16 protein-coding genes and 3 pseudogenes are annotated in these 15,915 nt (G+C 51.6%); 11 read left to right on the forward strand and 8 right to left on the reverse strand.

Annotation, left to right across the window (positions count from 1 at the left end; genetic code table 11):
* Nucleotides 1–69 precede the first annotated feature (69 nt).
* Both GTU79_RS24515 and GTU79_RS24520 read left to right on the forward strand, forming a co-directional pair.
* Nucleotides 70–291, forward strand: a complete 222-nt coding sequence (locus GTU79_RS24515) for a hypothetical protein (RefSeq protein ID WP_203524034.1) — start codon at nt 70–72, stop codon at nt 289–291.
* Complete coding sequence (locus GTU79_RS24520) at nt 257–778, forward strand: hypothetical protein (RefSeq protein WP_253073417.1); 522 nt, start codon at nt 257–259, stop codon at nt 776–778. Before GTU79_RS24515 ends, GTU79_RS24520 begins: the two co-directional genes overlap by 35 nt.
* A gap of 240 nt (nt 779–1,018) precedes the next feature.
* Here GTU79_RS24520 and GTU79_RS24525 read toward each other — a convergent pair whose 3' ends face one another.
* The 5 genes from GTU79_RS24525 to GTU79_RS24545 all read right to left on the reverse strand — a co-directional run bounded on the left by GTU79_RS24525 (nt 1,019) and on the right by GTU79_RS24545 (nt 4,711).
* Nucleotides 1,019–1,288, reverse strand: coding sequence for a hypothetical protein (locus GTU79_RS24525; RefSeq protein WP_203524035.1), 270 nt, complete (start codon nt 1,286–1,288; stop codon nt 1,019–1,021).
* A 4-nt stretch (nt 1,289–1,292) separates the two neighbouring features.
* A protein-coding gene (locus tag GTU79_RS24530) for an IS3 family transposase (protein ID WP_420854123.1) occupies nt 1,293–2,506 on the reverse strand; the annotation gives its coding sequence in 2 pieces (ribosomal slippage) (nt 1,293–2,188 and nt 2,188–2,506; 1,215 coding nt in all).
* A gap of 548 nt (nt 2,507–3,054) precedes the next feature.
* Nucleotides 3,055–3,270 carry a hypothetical protein gene (locus tag GTU79_RS24535; RefSeq protein ID WP_214513454.1) on the reverse strand — a complete coding sequence of 72 codons (216 nt, stop codon included), beginning with the start codon at nt 3,268–3,270 and terminating at the stop codon, nt 3,055–3,057.
* Nucleotides 3,271–3,390: 120 nt separating this feature from the next.
* A complete protein-coding gene (locus tag GTU79_RS24540; protein ID WP_203524037.1) occupies nt 3,391–4,008 on the reverse strand; it encodes a LysE family translocator in 618 nt (205 codons plus the stop codon).
* Nucleotides 4,009–4,309: 301 nt separating this feature from the next.
* Nucleotides 4,310–4,711, reverse strand: coding sequence for a VOC family protein (locus GTU79_RS24545; RefSeq protein WP_203524038.1), 402 nt, complete (start codon nt 4,709–4,711; stop codon nt 4,310–4,312).
* Nucleotides 4,712–5,101: 390 nt separating this feature from the next.
* Between GTU79_RS24545 and GTU79_RS24550 the strand changes: the two genes are divergently transcribed.
* The 6 genes from GTU79_RS24550 (at nt 5,102) to GTU79_RS24575 (ending at nt 9,703) form a co-directional block, all read left to right on the forward strand.
* Entirely contained in the window at nt 5,102–5,785 is a 684-nt protein-coding gene (locus GTU79_RS24550) for a VirB8 family type IV secretion system protein (RefSeq protein ID WP_203524040.1), read from the forward strand.
* Nucleotides 5,782–6,675 carry a P-type conjugative transfer protein VirB9 gene (gene virB9 / locus GTU79_RS24555; RefSeq protein WP_420854124.1) on the forward strand — a complete coding sequence of 298 codons (894 nt, stop codon included), beginning with the start codon at nt 5,782–5,784 and terminating at the stop codon, nt 6,673–6,675. The genes GTU79_RS24550 and virB9 overlap by 4 nt, the downstream gene beginning before the upstream one ends.
* Entirely contained in the window at nt 6,672–7,910 is a 1,239-nt protein-coding gene (gene virB10, locus GTU79_RS24560; protein ID WP_203524041.1) for a VirB10/TraB/TrbI family type IV secretion system protein, read from the forward strand. Before virB9 ends, virB10 begins: the two co-directional genes overlap by 4 nt.
* Nucleotides 7,900–8,928, forward strand: a complete 1,029-nt coding sequence (gene virB11 / locus GTU79_RS24565; RefSeq protein WP_203524042.1) for a P-type DNA transfer ATPase VirB11 — start codon at nt 7,900–7,902, stop codon at nt 8,926–8,928. Before virB10 ends, virB11 begins: the two co-directional genes overlap by 11 nt.
* Nucleotides 8,915–9,316 carry a cag pathogenicity island Cag12 family protein gene (locus GTU79_RS24570; protein ID WP_203524043.1) on the forward strand — a complete coding sequence of 134 codons (402 nt, stop codon included), beginning with the start codon at nt 8,915–8,917 and terminating at the stop codon, nt 9,314–9,316. The genes virB11 and GTU79_RS24570 overlap by 14 nt, the downstream gene beginning before the upstream one ends.
* A gap of 84 nt (nt 9,317–9,400) precedes the next feature.
* Nucleotides 9,401–9,703, forward strand: coding sequence for a TrbM/KikA/MpfK family conjugal transfer protein (locus tag GTU79_RS24575; RefSeq protein ID WP_203524044.1), 303 nt, complete (start codon nt 9,401–9,403; stop codon nt 9,701–9,703).
* 240 nt (nt 9,704–9,943) lie between these two features.
* Here GTU79_RS24575 and GTU79_RS24580 read toward each other — a convergent pair whose 3' ends face one another.
* Complete coding sequence (locus GTU79_RS24580; protein WP_203524045.1) at nt 9,944–10,828, reverse strand: LysR family transcriptional regulator; 885 nt, start codon at nt 10,826–10,828, stop codon at nt 9,944–9,946.
* Between the two features lie 148 nt (nt 10,829–10,976).
* On the opposite strand from GTU79_RS24580, the gene GTU79_RS24585 reads away from it, so the two are divergent.
* Together GTU79_RS24585 and GTU79_RS24590 are read left to right on the forward strand one after the other, a co-directional pair.
* On the forward strand, nt 10,977–11,726 hold the full coding sequence (locus tag GTU79_RS24585; protein ID WP_203524046.1) for an SDR family NAD(P)-dependent oxidoreductase: 750 nt from the start codon (nt 10,977–10,979) through the stop codon (nt 11,724–11,726).
* 12 nt (nt 11,727–11,738) lie between these two features.
* Nucleotides 11,739–12,491 (forward strand): SDR family NAD(P)-dependent oxidoreductase, encoded by a 753-nt coding sequence (locus GTU79_RS24590; RefSeq protein ID WP_136157296.1) that lies wholly within the window; start codon nt 11,739–11,741, stop codon nt 12,489–12,491.
* Nucleotides 12,492–12,588: 97 nt separating this feature from the next.
* On the opposite strand, the pseudogene GTU79_RS31635 reads toward GTU79_RS24590, so the two are convergent.
* Nucleotides 12,589–12,750: pseudogene (locus GTU79_RS31635) on the reverse strand (ISNCY family transposase); the annotation flags it as partial.
* Nucleotides 12,751–12,809: 59 nt separating this feature from the next.
* A pseudogene (locus GTU79_RS31640) lies at nt 12,810–12,999 on the reverse strand (helix-turn-helix domain-containing protein); the annotation flags it as partial.
* A gap of 1,042 nt (nt 13,000–14,041) precedes the next feature.
* Between GTU79_RS31640 and GTU79_RS24605 the strand changes: the two are divergent.
* Nucleotides 14,042–15,915: pseudogene (locus GTU79_RS24605) on the forward strand (type IV secretion system DNA-binding domain-containing protein).

Here is a 15,915-nt window from a genome sequence, read left to right on the forward strand (position 1 = left end):
TTAGGGTTTATTGGATTTTAACAGGCGTAATATCGTATAATAACTAGACACAGTAAGAAGGAGGTTCGAATGACCACTTTTGTTCGTCAAAGTCGCACCGTTGCTAAAGCAATTGATGCTGGCCGTAAAACCGGTCGTGCCAATATCGAAGGCAGCACCCCAGCTGAAATACAGGCCAACCTGCTGAGAAGTCTGGATGAGTTTACTGCATCGATTCCAACTACGAAACCACAGTCTCACGTGAAAGGATCTCGCGGTGCCAATCATAAAAAAGCGTATTTCGGGCGTTGATCTTCGTTCGGGATTTCACCTGACCTCTCAGGCTTTAGGATATCCTCCAGGCAAACAGGCACCGTTAATGGCTGACATTGCCGCATTGATAGCTAAATGGAGGAATGACTTAGAGGTCGAAATTTATACTGAAAATTATGAGTTTCAATACGGTTGGATCAAATCTTCGCGTTTTAACGCAGCAGGTGAGGAAAGCGAGCATTATGCAACTTACTTCCATACTCGCGCCAAGCCAAACGCCAATGATCCACTTCTAATTATTAGTTTTGACTCTGTTGCCGGGCAGTACGATTTTATGTTCATTGAGACCATCACTGATCATAAAATGTACTTTGGTCCGCCGGGCGCAGGTAAAACTAAGGCCCATGTGGAAAGACGGTCATTTGATTTGAAACGCCGTATTGAAAATGGAAAGAGGGCTAAGCCCCAGGCTTCTTCTCAATCGCCTGAAGTTGATAAAGATGACGATATTCCTCCTAACGAATGAAATCGAAATAAGTACTGCTGTTTTTTTCACATAGAATCTTTTCTGACATACAGTCAATTTAAAATATAAGTGTCATGTCCGCTTTTGGCACGAAGCGGAGAGGCCCTAGGTCGTATGACGTCTGCTCTAAGCGAGAAGCTGATGTTTAACTTATTATTCACGGAAGCCTCTGATTTATCTAAAAAGAATCAGAAGCGTCTATTAACCCCGTGGCGATTCACATTAAGTGATTTGATAGCGTCAGGACACTTTGTTTCGGAGCCATCGGGTTAACCCACTGGACAGAATAAGTTCGGCAAGTTTGCCAGGTCCAATTAACGTGACGCCTTCAATTTCCAGCTCTTCATTCAGAGGGCCACTATGCCAGACAAAGAACATCCGCTCATAAGCTTTACTTCCCTGAAAGCGGTCTACATATTCATTAAGTGTATCTAGAGTGGCAGTCGATTTAACCTGAACAAATGCGTTTTCACCCGTCGTCGGTAGTTGGATTTGACCCCATATATCCATGCACCTATTCTCGCTTAGGTTGATGGTTTCCCCTGCGCCGATATTCTCTTGGTGAGCGATATCCTAAAGCGCTGTGCGGGTGATATTCGTTGTAATGTTCGAACGCTAACGACAGGTTTAACACTGCCGTCTGGCTGTCCGGTTTTGGCATCATGCCGATATAATCACGCTTCATCGTCTTAACGAAGCTTTCTGCTACACCGTTACTTTGTGGACTTCTGATCGCGGTCGTTCTGGGCTCCAGGCCCAGCATTTTAGCGAAGCTCCGGGTTTCATCGGCACGATAGGCCGAACCGTTATCCGTCAGCCATTCGATGGGCGCTGTCGGCAGGTTTTGCCCGAACCGGCATTCAACTGAGCGTAGCATAACGTCCTGTACCGTATCGCTGTCATAACCGCCGGTGCTGGCCGCCCAGTCCAAGGCTTCCCTGTCGCCACAGTCGATGGCGAAGGTGACCCGCAGTTTTTCGCCGTTATCGCAGCGGAACTCGAAGCCATCCGAACTCCAACGGAGATTGCTTTCGGCCACCGCCACCCGGCCTGTGTGACGACGGGTATCCGGTGTGGGACGGGGTTTCGACTCTAACAACAAGCCGTTGTCACGCATCACGCGCCATACCCGTTTTGCGTTCACCCTCGGCAGACCTTCCTGCTCCGAACGGCGGCGCAGATTAGCCCAGATGCGTCGATAGCCATAACTCGGCAGGTCGGCCACTTCGGCACGGATGCGGGCCAATAATTCGGCGTCATCCTGATGCCGCTGCTTACGGCCATCTTGCCAATCAGCCTGCCGGTAACGATAAAGCGAGAGCTGCGCACGTGACACATCCAGGGCTTCACTCACTGGTTTTACTCGTCGTCCCCGGGCAATAAGGGTCCGTGCGCAATCCATTTTTTTGCCTTGCCGTATTCCACCGCCTCCTTGAGGATCTCGGCTTCCATGGTTTTCTTACCCAGAAGGCGCTGGAGTTCGCGGATTTGTTTAATGGCGCTATTTAACTCAGAAGCCGGCACAACCTCTTCGCCGGCAGAGACCGCCGTCAGGCTGCCGTCCTGATATTGCTTACGCCATTTAAAGACTTGATTAGCATTCACATTATGACGACGAGCGACAAGAGAAACGGAGCTACCTGGCTGGAAGGTCTCCTGAACGATGGCGATCTTCTCCTGCGGAGTGCGGCGGCGGCGTCGCTCTGGCTCAGTAAGAACAGTACCCATGATTTCGCTTTGACTAGGCTTAAACATAGCTTTAAGACTACCTCGTATTTTAAGCGGGTCAAAGTGTATGGATCATCAAGGGGCAAATACAGTAGTTCTAATTCAAGGTCTACCGTTTTTTGTGTCTCACCCACACTTCCGGTTCGTCGCCATCCACTTGTAGAAAAGATAAGATCAATCAGTAATTCAAAGTCCTGCCAAGTCAGCAAGCTGCAAAGTTGTCGAACTGATTTCAAATACGCTGTCTCCGCAAAATCAGCCTCCTCGACTTCTGGAGAGAGTTCATCATTGATTTTCCGGATGACATATTCAGGGATACTCACATTACAGATAGTACCTCTATATGCCTGTGTCTTATACAACTGTCCACTCATTGAAGCTTGAGTAAATTTTTACCGCCAATACTTTGATTATGCCATCCATCGACGGTCTGACGAACTCTGCTGCCATCTTCCAGAACCGACACTCCACCTGTTGGTCTGCACCAGTAAACAAAACCTCCGAAAAGGTAATGAATACGGTATCTTTCCGCGCAGTATAAAATGCCTTTATCTGATTGGCATCTTTGGTAGCGGTTCCTTCATTACCATTCCTGATATTTTCCAGACTTCACGAACTTCGTCCCACTTCTCACTCAGACACAACTCATGAGGGGTTTCGTGATAGCCAAACTTTATGAAACCTGACTCTATACATTCAGCTTCCCACTCACCACATTGGCCAAGCTTGATATATTTAACTTCAGCTGGTTTATTTTTTTCCATTGTCTTTATGGACTCCGTAAGTAATTATGACGCTTTTCTATCACGAGATCACAACCACATCAATAGAATAAACACAGCTATGTGACAGGCTGCTTTGAGCGAGAAACGGACCGTAGCGAATTACTTTAACAGCAACCGTATTCCCAGCCAGGCCATTATCCCTCCGCTTAATTTGTCTATGAATTTACGATACTTAACATAAGCCTGGCGTGGTCTATCGGTTGATAACAAAACTGCGACAACTGCGTACCAGAGTATATCAATAGCGAACGCCATTAAGGGCAAAATAATATACATGGCGGGTCGTATATTCGTTGTAAGTGCTGCGGAAAAAATACTGGCAAATACCAGCGCCGTGTGGGGATTGCTAATTTGTGTAATTATGCCTGTCGTAAAAGCTCTTAAAGAGCTCATTTTCCCTACACTGGCCGAATCAATAAGTCTGTTTGAAGGACGTCGAAACATTTTCAAAGCAAGCCATAAAAGATAACAGCCGCCAGCAATTTTTAAAGCTGTATAGAGTGACGGAACTAAAGTCAGTAGAGCATGCAAGCCCGCCAGCGCTATAACGGCGAAGACAAGCGCGCCGCATCCCATACCTACCGCCACGTATATTGCCGCCCGTCGCGAGCTGGACATAGCCGTACGGGCAACGAGAAGGAAACTGGCTCCTGGGCTCATCGCGCCAAAAAGAATGGCGGCCCCAATAGCAAATAGTGCGATCAAATTATCTGTCATAAATATCCTTCTTATATTCTATGCGTTTATCCAGTCTGTTCATTGGATGACAAAAGCACCACGGATTGTTTCGTCCTGAATAGCACCCAGGCTCTATCAGAAAATTTTCTTTACAACTATGCCATTCAATTCCAGTGGCGTCTATTTCGCCAAAAAATACACTTCCTAGCGTGTAACAGATTTCAACCGTACTGTTTTGGTTTACTTCACTTACCGCTTCTTGCACAAAACTGCCCGCAACAACGGCCTCGGGCGGTTATGAACGAAGCGGACTTAGCAGCACATAATGGAGCTTGGTGCTTCAGTTCTGCGTGTTCTGGTAGAGATCCCAGCGGTTGCCATAGAGGTCTTCAAACACAACCACCGTTCCATACTCTTCCTCACGCGGCTCCTGGCAGAAATAAACCCCTTTCGCCTTCATGGCATTGTAGTCGCGCCAGAAATCGTCGGTCTGCAGGAACAGGAATACCCTGCCGCCGCACTGATTGCCGATAAAGCCTCCCTGCCTCTCATTTGAGGCGCGGGCCAGGAGAATATTGCAGTCGCTTTCCGGATTCGGGGTGACCACCACCCAGCGTTTCCCCGGCTGTGGCGTATCCTCAACTAGGGTAAAGCCTAGCTTGTCCGTGTAATACTCAATCGCGCGGTCGTAGTCGTCGATCACCACGGCCACGTACCCCATGCATCGCTTTTGCGTTCTCATTTACTGCTCCATCAGGTTTAAGGCATAACTGCCCGGATACTCTCTTTTATCACAAAAGTACCTCGGCTCATCGTCTGTGTTGATCCAAAGCAGGGAAGTCCGCTTCTGGCATGGTGCCAACTTCCAAATTAGATTTAAGCTCGCAACTAGAAACTGTGTTAACACCAAATCTCTTTCCCCGCTCATCACATCCTAATTCGTATCGCGTCGTTGCGATAACACTGCCGCCACTGCATCCGTTAAATAAAGGGCCTGATATGAAACTCAGCATCGTCTTTCTGATGCTGTGCGTGCTCACGGGCTGCGCACAGCATAAAGTCACCCTCCCGCCGGTATCCGGCGACCCTCAACCGGTTAATTCCCCGACCATCATTCAGGAGTTGACGAAACATGTCTGACACCGAAAACATCATTGCATCGTCCCGAAATTTTGAAACCGTCATTCTGGAAAAGGATGCGCGAGCCAGGAAAATCGCCTGGTTGATGGCGGCGGTCGGCTTTATTCTTGCCGCGATGGCCATTGCGGCCCTGATTATCCTGCTGCCGCTAAAAACCACCGACATTGAGTTATGGTCCGTGGATAAACAGACCGGTCGCTATGACTATATGACCCGCATTAAAGAGCGGGATATTTCGACGGAAGACGCCCTTGCGCATTCGTTAGCAGCGCATTACGTCAGACTGCGCGAAGGGTATAACTATTTTTCGCTCCAGCGCGATTATGACGATGTGCAGTTATTTAACAGCGACAGCGTGAATAAAGGGTATCTGGACGGGTATAACAGCGACCAGGCACCGGATGTCATTTTCAATAAAGCGGAATATGTCGTATATATTGACATTATTTCGAACGTCCACGCCTCCGCCACAGCGCCCGACCATCTGGCGACATTGCGCATCCGGCGAACCATTCGCCGCATTGCGGATAACTCGGTCAAAACCGATGTCTGGAATATCCGCCTGACGTATCGCTACCTCCCACGCAAACAACTCACCGACAGCCAGCGCGAAGTGAACCCGCTGGGCTTCATCGTCACCAGCTACCAGCGCGATAAAGAACTGAGGACTGAATGATGCTGAAAAAAAGCCTGGGCCTTACCCTTATCCTGGCGTCATACGTGGCCTCGGGGGCCGCCATACCGCGTGGAAGTACCTGGGACAGCCGGATGCAGAACGTCACTTATAACAGCCAGAACGCCACGGTCGTCAACACCCGCCCCGGCTACGTCACCACGCTGCTGTTCGACGATGATGAAGAAGTTATTGATGCGCAGGCGGGCTTTCCCAAAGGCTGGACGGTCACGAAAAGTGATAACCGGGTGGGCGTCAGCCCGAACCCCATTACCCAGCCAGTGACGGACGCCAGCGGCAATAACGTCAGTCAGGTTTTTCTGCCGACCGCGAAAGACTGGAAAACCAATCTCTTTGTCGTGACGTCAAAACGCGATTACAGCCTGGAGCTGAACGTGCTGGATAACGACTCGCCCTCGCAGGCTTTCGTTATCCGCTATCACTATCCGGATGAGGCCCGCCGGCAATCAGACGCTGCCAGCGCGACCCGTCTGAAAATGCTGCGCGAAACACAGGAAAAACAGCAGATAGCAACGGCATTCAAACAAGCCACCACACCACGCAACTGGCGCTATACCAAACGGGTGGCGGCAGGCTCGGCGTCCATAGCGCCGGACTTCACTTACGATGATGGCCGCTTTACCTATATCGGTTTTTCACCGGTCAAAATCCTGCCATCTCCCTTCCTGATCGTTAACGGTCAGGAACAAGCGGTTACGCCCCGAATTGTCAGCCAGGGCAATTACACCGTGATGGTGGTACGGGCGTTGTCGCCGCGCCTGGTACTGCGCTACGGCAATGCCGTGGTCGGGATTGAAAATGCGGCATACGGGCAAGCCACGGTCGCCAGTGGCGACACCGTGTCACCCGCCGTCACGCTGGAGGCCAAATGACAGACCCATCCTTCCCTGAAGCAACGGAAAAAACCACGGCAGAACTGGAAACAGATGCCCGAGCGCGCGCCCGGTTAGCGATGGCAAGCCCGGAGTCGGAACAACAAACGCCGCCCGGTCAGCCCGAAGTGACCCGCTTTCGAAAAACATCCGGTCGCCGGACGCTGCTGGTCTGCCTGGTTAGCCTGGCCTTACTGATTGCACTGGCACTCGGCGGCGATCGCTTGCTCGGGGCGCTGAAAAAAGGTGATGAAAAGGAAGCCGATGCCGCGCCACCGCCTTCGACTAGCGCGGGACAACATGCACGTACCAATCTCGGCATGGACAGCAATCCGTTCGGTCTGTTCGGACAGAACACGCCGGAAACGACGGCGGACAAGGGCCAGGCGCAAACCGCCGCGCCTCCCTCACCACCGGGACCACCCACGTTGAACAAGGCGACGGCGCTGGCTGACGGGCTGAGCAACGCCACCGGTACAGCGCAGAGTGGCAATGCACGGACCACCCGAATCGAACCGCGCGACAGCGCGGGAGCGACCGGCGGTAAGGCAATCGTATCCGATACCCGTGGCGACAATGACAGTCCGGGGGTGGCTAAGGTCACCGGCGTCAGGCGACTGAACCTCGATCCTGATCTCTATCTCCCGGTTGACCGCTATATCCCCTGCTCAATGATGCGGCGTTTTGTCTCCGATGTGGGCGGTGCGATTTCCTGCCTTATCAGCGAGGATGTCTACAGCGCCAGCAACCATGTGAAGCTGCTCCCGGCGGGCACCGTCGCCAGGGGCATGTACCGCGCAGGGGTGTTGCAACATGGACGCAGCAGGATGTTTGTCATCTGGACGGAGTTACGCACGCCGGAACCCGGCAGCCTGCAAATTCCGCTCACGGATACCGGGGGCACCGGCCCGCTGGGTGAATCGGGTATTTCGGGCTGGATTGATACCCATTTCTGGGCGCGTTTCGGTAATGCCCTGATGCTGAGCACCGTGCAGGATGTGGCTTCGGCAGCGGCGGATTCAGCACCGGGAAAAGACCGCAACACCGACTATACCGAAAACACTCGTGCAGCCGCGTCGGAAATGGCGAAAACGACGCTGGAGAACAGCATCAATATTCCGCCCACGATGTATCTGAACCAGGGCGACGCTATCAGCATCATGACCGGGACAGATATTGATTTTTCCTCCGTCTATCAACTGCGCATGAAACAGAGAGGGGTATATGACAACTGAAAACCTGTCTCTTGATTTTATGAAAAATCAGCTGTTCGGTGATTTCCTGCCGCTGGAAGATCTGACCGAGATCGCCATTAACCGCCCCGGCGAGATCCACACCAAAATTCGCGGAAAATGGCAACGGCACGACGCCCCGGTCACGCTGCGTCAGTGTCATGCATTTGCCAAAGCGCTGGCTTCATGGAATGAGGACAACGTGGATGATACGTCGCCCATTCTTTCCGCCACGCTGGGTTCCGGTGAGCGTATCCAGGCCATTATTCCCCCGGCCTGTGAGCGGGATACGGTTTCCATTACGCTGCGCAAACCGTCATTCGAACAGAAAACGCATCAGTCCTGGATTGATGCCGGTTTTTATAACCGGGTGACGGGTAAGGAGCGAACTGAAAGCAAGGACGATGAATTAGCCCGATATTATAACAGCGGGGATATCCCCCGCTTTATTGAAAAGGCCGTTGAGTATGGCAGGACAATATTCATTGTGGGGGAAACGGGCTCCGGCAAAACTACCTACATGAAAACACTGCTGCATTATATTCCTCAACACCTGAGACTCATCACCATTGAAGACAACCCCGAAATCCGGTTTTACCACCACGCCAACTATGTTCATCTATTTTATCCGGCGGACGCCGGAGATGATGCCATCGTCACACCCGGCAGGCTTATCCGGGCTAATTACCGGATGAACCCGGACCGCATTTTGCTGGCGGAAATTCGTGGTCGGGAAGCCTGGGACGCGCTGAAAATCGTCGGCTCCGGTCATGAGGGACTTATCACCTCGATGCATGCGGGCAGTCCGCAAGATTGTATTGAAGGCATTATTGACCGTTGCTTTGAGAATCCCGATTGCCAGAATATCCCGTTTGCGGTGCTGCTGCGCAAGGTGCTTAAAAGCGTCGATATTATCGTCAGTATTGATATTCACGGCGATATCCGCCGGATGGGTGATATCTATTACAAATATCTTCACCTGGATAAAATGAAGGAGACCTTCAACGATGCGAACGATTGACCTGTTTTTAACCAGCGCGGTAGTGGTTATGTTTTCTGGCTGTTCATCCCCACCGGAGCCCGTTCAGCCCGAATGGGATAAACCCGGCGTGGAAATGAATACAAGTCTTCCACAGTGGTCAGAGAACCGGGTTATTTTGCCGTCTCCCACAGTCGATGGCCACTGGTCAATAAACATGGCCTTCAACCCTGATGCGGTTTACCCGTCCAATCTCTGGTATGCCGTTGTCCATTCCAATCAGGTTATCGTTAACGCACCGGATGGTGAACGTTATTTCAGGGCAAAGGCCTGGCTACGAAAAAACGGTTACTCCAGCGTCATTACCTTCCTGCCGAAACTGAATAATTGCCTGACCTGTAATACAACAGAAATTGAGTTTTATCGGTAACACCATACACACCCCAGGTTTTCCAGATACCTCCTCCCTACGACCCAACATACAATAGCTCCTTACCAACCAGAGGTAATCAACATGAAATCGATCATGCTGCCTGCATTTTTTCTCTGTATTGCTCCGGTATTGCCATCCACTGCGATGGCTGCCGATGCCTGTGAAGTCGTTTTATGTATGTACGGTAAAACGACGGGTAATGACGGAGGAAAAGAATGCAGCTCTGCTGAACGTTCGTTCTTTAATATCGTGAAAAAGAACAAACACGGTTTTCTACCCAGTCATACAGCCGATGCCCGTGAAGCCTTTTTGCTCGAATGTGCATCAGCGGACCCGGCGATTATCAACCAGATCATTGGCAAATATGGCCGTCTGCGCGGTTAATTTTAAAGGATTGGTTAAATAGCAACGCCCGGATTTATAAAGCATCCTTGATCAAATCAACGCGGCGATGCCATATGCTTTATCAGCGATATTGTGTATTGAAAAACGGCCAGGCGCGGGTTTGATCTGGATAAGACAAGATGCGCATATTCTGACGAAGGGAATGGTCGTTCCGGAAGAACGTGAACGCGTTATTTCCTGTCGCGGCCGGGCTTTTATTACCTGCTCTGTTTATTTATCTCAGATAATATCGGGCCGTCCTGCCATCCTACCAGCGTAGTCCTGCATCGCAGTGCGGATATATTCGCAGAGAAGCCGCACGCGCTTCGTCTGTCGTGTTTCACCGTGGGTCAGCAGCCAGACATCGCCAATGCGTGCGACCGGTCCGCCGGGTACGCGGGCGAGCACCGGATCGGCATCGCCGAGAAAACAGGGCAGAAGCGTGATACCCATGGCCGCGCGCGCCGCCTCAAACTGAGAGCGCATTTCCGCGAAGCGGATTGGCGTGGCTGTCATCCTGATCCCCCCTTCAGGCTGCCATTCGGACGGAACGGCCTCGCCGGGTCCCAGCAACCAGGGTATAGACCCTGAAGGGGCCGCGAAAAGAGTTAAATGGCCATAGTAGCCTGTATAAAACTCACACAGTTTCATGCCGTAAAGATTGCCTGGCGGTGTGGTATCCCCTGTGACCACGCGAAGCGCGACATCCGCCTCACGGTTGCCCAGATTGGCGATGGTGCCCGACGCGATAATCTCCAGCGCAATATCAGGGTAAGCATGCATAAAACCCGCCAGCGTGGGCATAAGCAGGTCGGTTGCAAGAGATATGGGGAGCGTAAACCTCAAAGGCCCGGAAACACGCTGATCCCTGCCGAAAACTCTTGCTTCAATCTCAGATGACGCTGTCGCCATCTGCCCGGCAAGTTCGACGATGTCGGTGCCCGCGTCCGTCAGCCGGTAGCCGGTTGCCAGCTTTTCAAACAGCTTGCTATTCAGCTTGTTTTCCAGCCGACCAATGCCGCGAATGATGGTGGCGTGGTTAACGCCCAATGCGTCAGCGGCCGCGCGTACCGTCCCGCCTTCCGCCACGGCAAGAAACATGCGAAGTTCATCCCAGTGGTCCATTGGTGCGTTTTCTCACAAGTGTTGTGCAATTTTCGCCAGTTTAATTCTGGTTCAGCCTCAATCATACTGAAAATTCGATAGCCATGGTGCATTTTTTCACCTGGCAGGCAATCAGCCTCTCGATGACATCAACCTAAGTGAGGAAACTATGGGCAAACTGGACTCTAAAATTGCTGTTGTGACCGGCGGCTCCAGCGGGATCGGTTATGCGATCGCCAGGCGCTTCATCCAGGAAGGGGCGACGGTTTATATCGCTGGCCGCAGACTGGCTGAGCTTGAAGCGGCGGCGGCGAAGCTGGGTAAACAGGCGAAAGCGATCCAGACCGACATCGCCTCCCCCGACAGTCTGGACCGGCTGTTTACCACGGTGCAAGAACAGGAAGGCGGGCTTGACATCCTCGTTGCCAATGCCGGTGTCATTGCATCGGCGGCAATCGGTGAAGTGACGGAGCAGCATTTTGACCAGATGTTCGACATCAACGTTAGAGGCACGTTCTTTACCCTGCAGAGAGCGCTTCCGGCGATGCGCGAAGGGGGTTCGATTATTCTCGTTTCATCCTGTCTGGCGACAAAAGGACTGCCGGGCCACAGCGTCTACAATGCCACCAAGGCCGCGGTGCGCTCCCTGGTACGGACCGCCGCGGCGGAACTGAAAGCACGGCATATCCGGGTGAACACCCTAAGCCCCGGCCCTGTGGATACGCCTATTATCGACGCGCAGGTCGGTACGCCGCAGGAGGCCGAAGCCTTTCGTCAACAGGCCGCAGCCCTGGTACCTCTCGGGCGTATAGGACAGCCGGATGAACTGGCCGCCGCCGCTCTTTTTCTCGCCTCAGACGAAAGTAGTTTTTCCACCGGAACCGATCTTGTCGTCGACGGCGGCATGACACAGTTGTAAGGAGAATTATCAATGAAAAGACTGGCAGGAAAAACGGCTATTGTTACCGGTGCTTCAAAAGGGATCGGCGCGGGTATCGCCCGGGAACTGGCGCGCCAGGGGGCGCGGGTGGTGGTGAACTATGCGTCCGATCGTAGCGGAGCCGATAAGGTTGTCGCAGCCATTGAGGCAGAAGGCGGGCAGGCGGTTGCCGCCCAGGCCAGCGTAGCAATCGCGGCGGATGTAAAGCGGCTGTTTGCCGAAACCACGCGCGCATACGGGAAACTCGATATTCTTGTGAACAACGCCGCAGTCTACGTCCCGACGCCCCTTGAGGCCATCACGATTGATGAGTTTCACCGCCAGTTCAACACCAACGTTCTGGGCGTCATCCAGACCATTCAGGCAGCGGCGAATCACTTCAGCGAATCCGGAGGCGCCATCGTCAATATCGGCTCCATCGACAGCTGTCGCGCCGTACCGGGAATGGCAGTCTACTCCGCTACCAAAGGTGCCTTGGATGCTCTGACCAGGGTGCTTGCAGCTGAACTTGGTTCACGAGGCATCAGAGTAAATACCCTGGCTCCCGGAGGGACCCATACCGAAGGCATTATCAGCGCCGGATTTATTGGCAGCCCGTTCGAAACTGACATGATCGAACGCACGCCACTTGGTAGGCTGGGCCAGCCGCAGGATATTGCGAAGGTGGCGGCATTTCTGGCTTCGGACGACGCGGCCTGGATCACAGGTGATCGCCTTGTGGCCTCCGGTGGGTTCTACGGTTGAGCGCGTAATCAGTAGCGATAAAAAAGGGTGGCATTTTTCAGATGCTTGCCCTGTAGCTATGAAGACAGCGTTAAAAAAGAAAACAATCAAAGCCAGCGGCGTGAATATCGCTGTTGGCATCATCGTTCATCACAAACAGACAGGATTTGTTATTACCAAACCAATGCTGCGTACTGCCGTCCATTTGCAGCATCAACCTTGACGTTTCCATTCGCTCCCTGCATTTGTGAAACCGACTTTACCTCCGTTTGCGAATTTTACATGATGAATATCGTGTGCTAATTTGGTTTTGACCCCATATATCCTGCGTTTTATTCGCCGGTTCACTCCCGGCGTTGCCATGAACAACAAACTGAAGTCCCTTATCTCTATAACGCTGGAGATAGCATTCAATGGTCCGTCTGGATTTATTGAGGAGCTTAGCGGCATTGGCAATAGTGATTTTATGCTCAGCCACTTTTGCAATGACATCCATGGTCAATTGGGCTTTGGAGTTCAACGTGATCATCCTTAGCGTCCCTCAAATGTACAAAAAACATTCAAAGAACACGGTTACTAATTAACCGTCAATTTCCCTTGGTAATTCGCGAATACGATAAAATCGCTTGGTGTTAACAAAACATTTTGTATTAGTCGCGACGAAATCTGACACAACAGCTTTAAAAATAAAGTGACTGATTTTGATATGGATAAATTAAATAAGGCCATCAGAGCTATCAGAATACGCTGGATGAAATTCGCAATTACAGATATTAAGGGGATGACGAGTATATATTTACAGTAAATAAATCCCGCCCCTCAATGTAGATAAAAACATCCGGAATGGTTTTAGCAACGGATGGCGACAGCCACCCGAAGGGCGGGGAAAATTACGCAGTAATTTGGGCGAGTCCGGCGCAGGGCGTGGCGTGGTTAAGGCTTTTTAATTCCTGCAACCAGCAGGAATTAAAAAGTGGCGTGAGGCGAGTAAATTCAATTTCGAAGAAAGTGCTAATTTGCGTCGCCGAACCCATCGGCGAGCGTTCACCCCCCAGGTGAACCGAGCTGGCCGGGGGGAGCCGAATAAATTTCGCCGCCCCAGCGAGCGAAAAGCTATCGCCCACGATAGCGGTTTATTTGGGGGGCGTCAGCCCCGCACACCGTCGCGGCTAAGTCTCCGGCCAAAAGCCGGTAGCGTGGCGCGACCACCCTCTTTGAAGGCGTTTTCCCATTTTTTCGCTTGGCCGGAACGGACAAAAGAAAAAATAGGCGAAAAACGGCGTCTCAAAGGGGGTGGTCGCGCGTAGCGGGCGACGGTGTGCCGCCGTTGACGTTGGGGGTTTTGGCGCGGCGTCCAGCCGCGACATTACCCCCATGCGACAGTCCATAAGGGCGTACAGCCCGCTTGAACTGGCGCACGCCGTTCGTGCCGGGAAGTATAACCTCCCGGCGCATGGTCGCAACGCGACCACCTCACGAGCCCCATGCTTTCGCCCCGCCTTTTCGCCCGACACCGTGGGGCGAATTTATGGGGCGATGCTGTGGGGCGAGTTGCTGACGAAGGAGGCATCATGATATTAAATAAGCTTGCCGTTTCACTGTCGCCGATAGTGAATGGCATGCTGGCATTGATTACTTTTACGCAGCAGCATCAGCTGATGCTGGCGCTATTATCGGGGCTGACAATACCGTTTTTCGCGTCGATGAAAAGCGATGAGCGGCAAAAAGCCCCGTTCTGGCAAAAGCTGATTATTGCTTTTGCCATGCTGTGTTTTCTTTTCGGTACGATGGCCCCGGTTGTTATCTGGATTTTTCAGTGGCTTTATCAAGGTCGGATAGTCGCCAGTATTGCCGTTCTGGCATGGTCAGTACTGATTGCCTTCACCGTAGCGGGCTTTATTTTCCATATTCTGCTGCGTAGGGTCTTAACGCCAGAATTGGACAGAATAAAGAAACGGCTCGTTAAAAAAACAACGCTTGAACGGGAATTACGTACCGATGTGCGCACGGTGAAATCGTTACTGCCGGAAACGTTGCATTATGATCCACTGGATTACATCGACTTGAGCAAAGGCATTTTTATCGGCATGGACCGGGATAAACAACCGATGTATCTCCCGTTAAAAGACTGGCAAAGACAACACGCGGATATTATCGGCACCACCGGTGCCGGTAAGGGGGTGGCGACCGGGATATTGCTTTATCAAAGTATTCTGGCCGGTGAAGGCATCTTTGTCATGGACCCCAAAGATGACGAGTGGGCACCACATCTTTACAGGAAAGCCTGTGAGGATGCAGGCAAGCCCTTTGCCTTAATTGACCTACGAAAACAGCAATACCAATTAAACCTGATTGAAGACATTATCCCCGATGAACTGGAAGAGCTTTTTGTCGCCGGCTTCAGTCTGGCGGAAAAAGGCCAGGAATCTGACTTTTACCGCATTGACGATAGAAAGGCGGCTCGCATGGCGGCGCAATTCATCAGTCACCGTCCAGACTCAACCATCCGCGATATTTATAACGGCGAGTATGTTCAGGGTATTGCGGAAAATATCAAAGCGTTTTTCGGTAAGATTGAGGAACTGGCATTACTCAATGCCATCAATGCGCCGACGGGATTTTCGTTGAATAAAATATTTGATGAAGGCGGTTGCTGTTACGTCATCGGCTCGATGCGAAACAGCAAGATTATTACCGCACAGCGCATGCTGCTGGTGCGTCTTTATCAGCTGGCTGAACGGCGTGACCGGATAAATGATATCCCCGCCCCATTGCCATCTTCCTTGATGAACTGAAATACCATCTTTCCAAACCCGCACTCGAAGGACTGGGGGCGGCAAGGGATAAAAGTGTTCATATTATTATGGCGCATCAGTCCGTCGCCGATCTAAAAGACTGCCCGGCAGATTTAAAGGGTGAAGCCGTTGTCGGCGCAGTTGTTGAGAATGCCAAATTCAAACTGGTTTATCGCGTTATGGACCCCGATACAGCCGAATGGGTAGCCAGGATGTCAGGCACCATATTAGTGGATGATGAAGTCCGCAAAGCGAAAACCGATACCGTGCTGACAGAAACCATCGACAACGAACGCACAATCAGACAGGCGGAGCGTTTCTTTATTGACAGCAATATGATCCTGAACCTGCCCGATTTTGTCAGCTTCATCTTTACGACCAAAAAACTCCCGTCAGCATCATTAATTTCACCGATCAAGGTGAAAAAACGCGAGCTTGAAATATTTACTGTTTCTCCTGAAATTGCCGCTTCGGCGGCATCGGTAAAAGTCTCGCTGGATTTCAGCGAGGAAGAAAAAACACCCATACCCACAACATCAACGCCGAATATCATGGCAACCCGGCCCGATCTTTTCTTCACGGATGAAGATAATAAAACCACAAAGCCGACGCCTGACGAAGAAGAAAAACTGTCCCTTCTCGATTTTTAG

The sequence above is a fragment of the Sodalis ligni genome, assembly GCF_016865525.2.
Classification (GTDB): domain Bacteria; phylum Pseudomonadota; class Gammaproteobacteria; order Enterobacterales; family Enterobacteriaceae; genus Acerihabitans; species Acerihabitans ligni.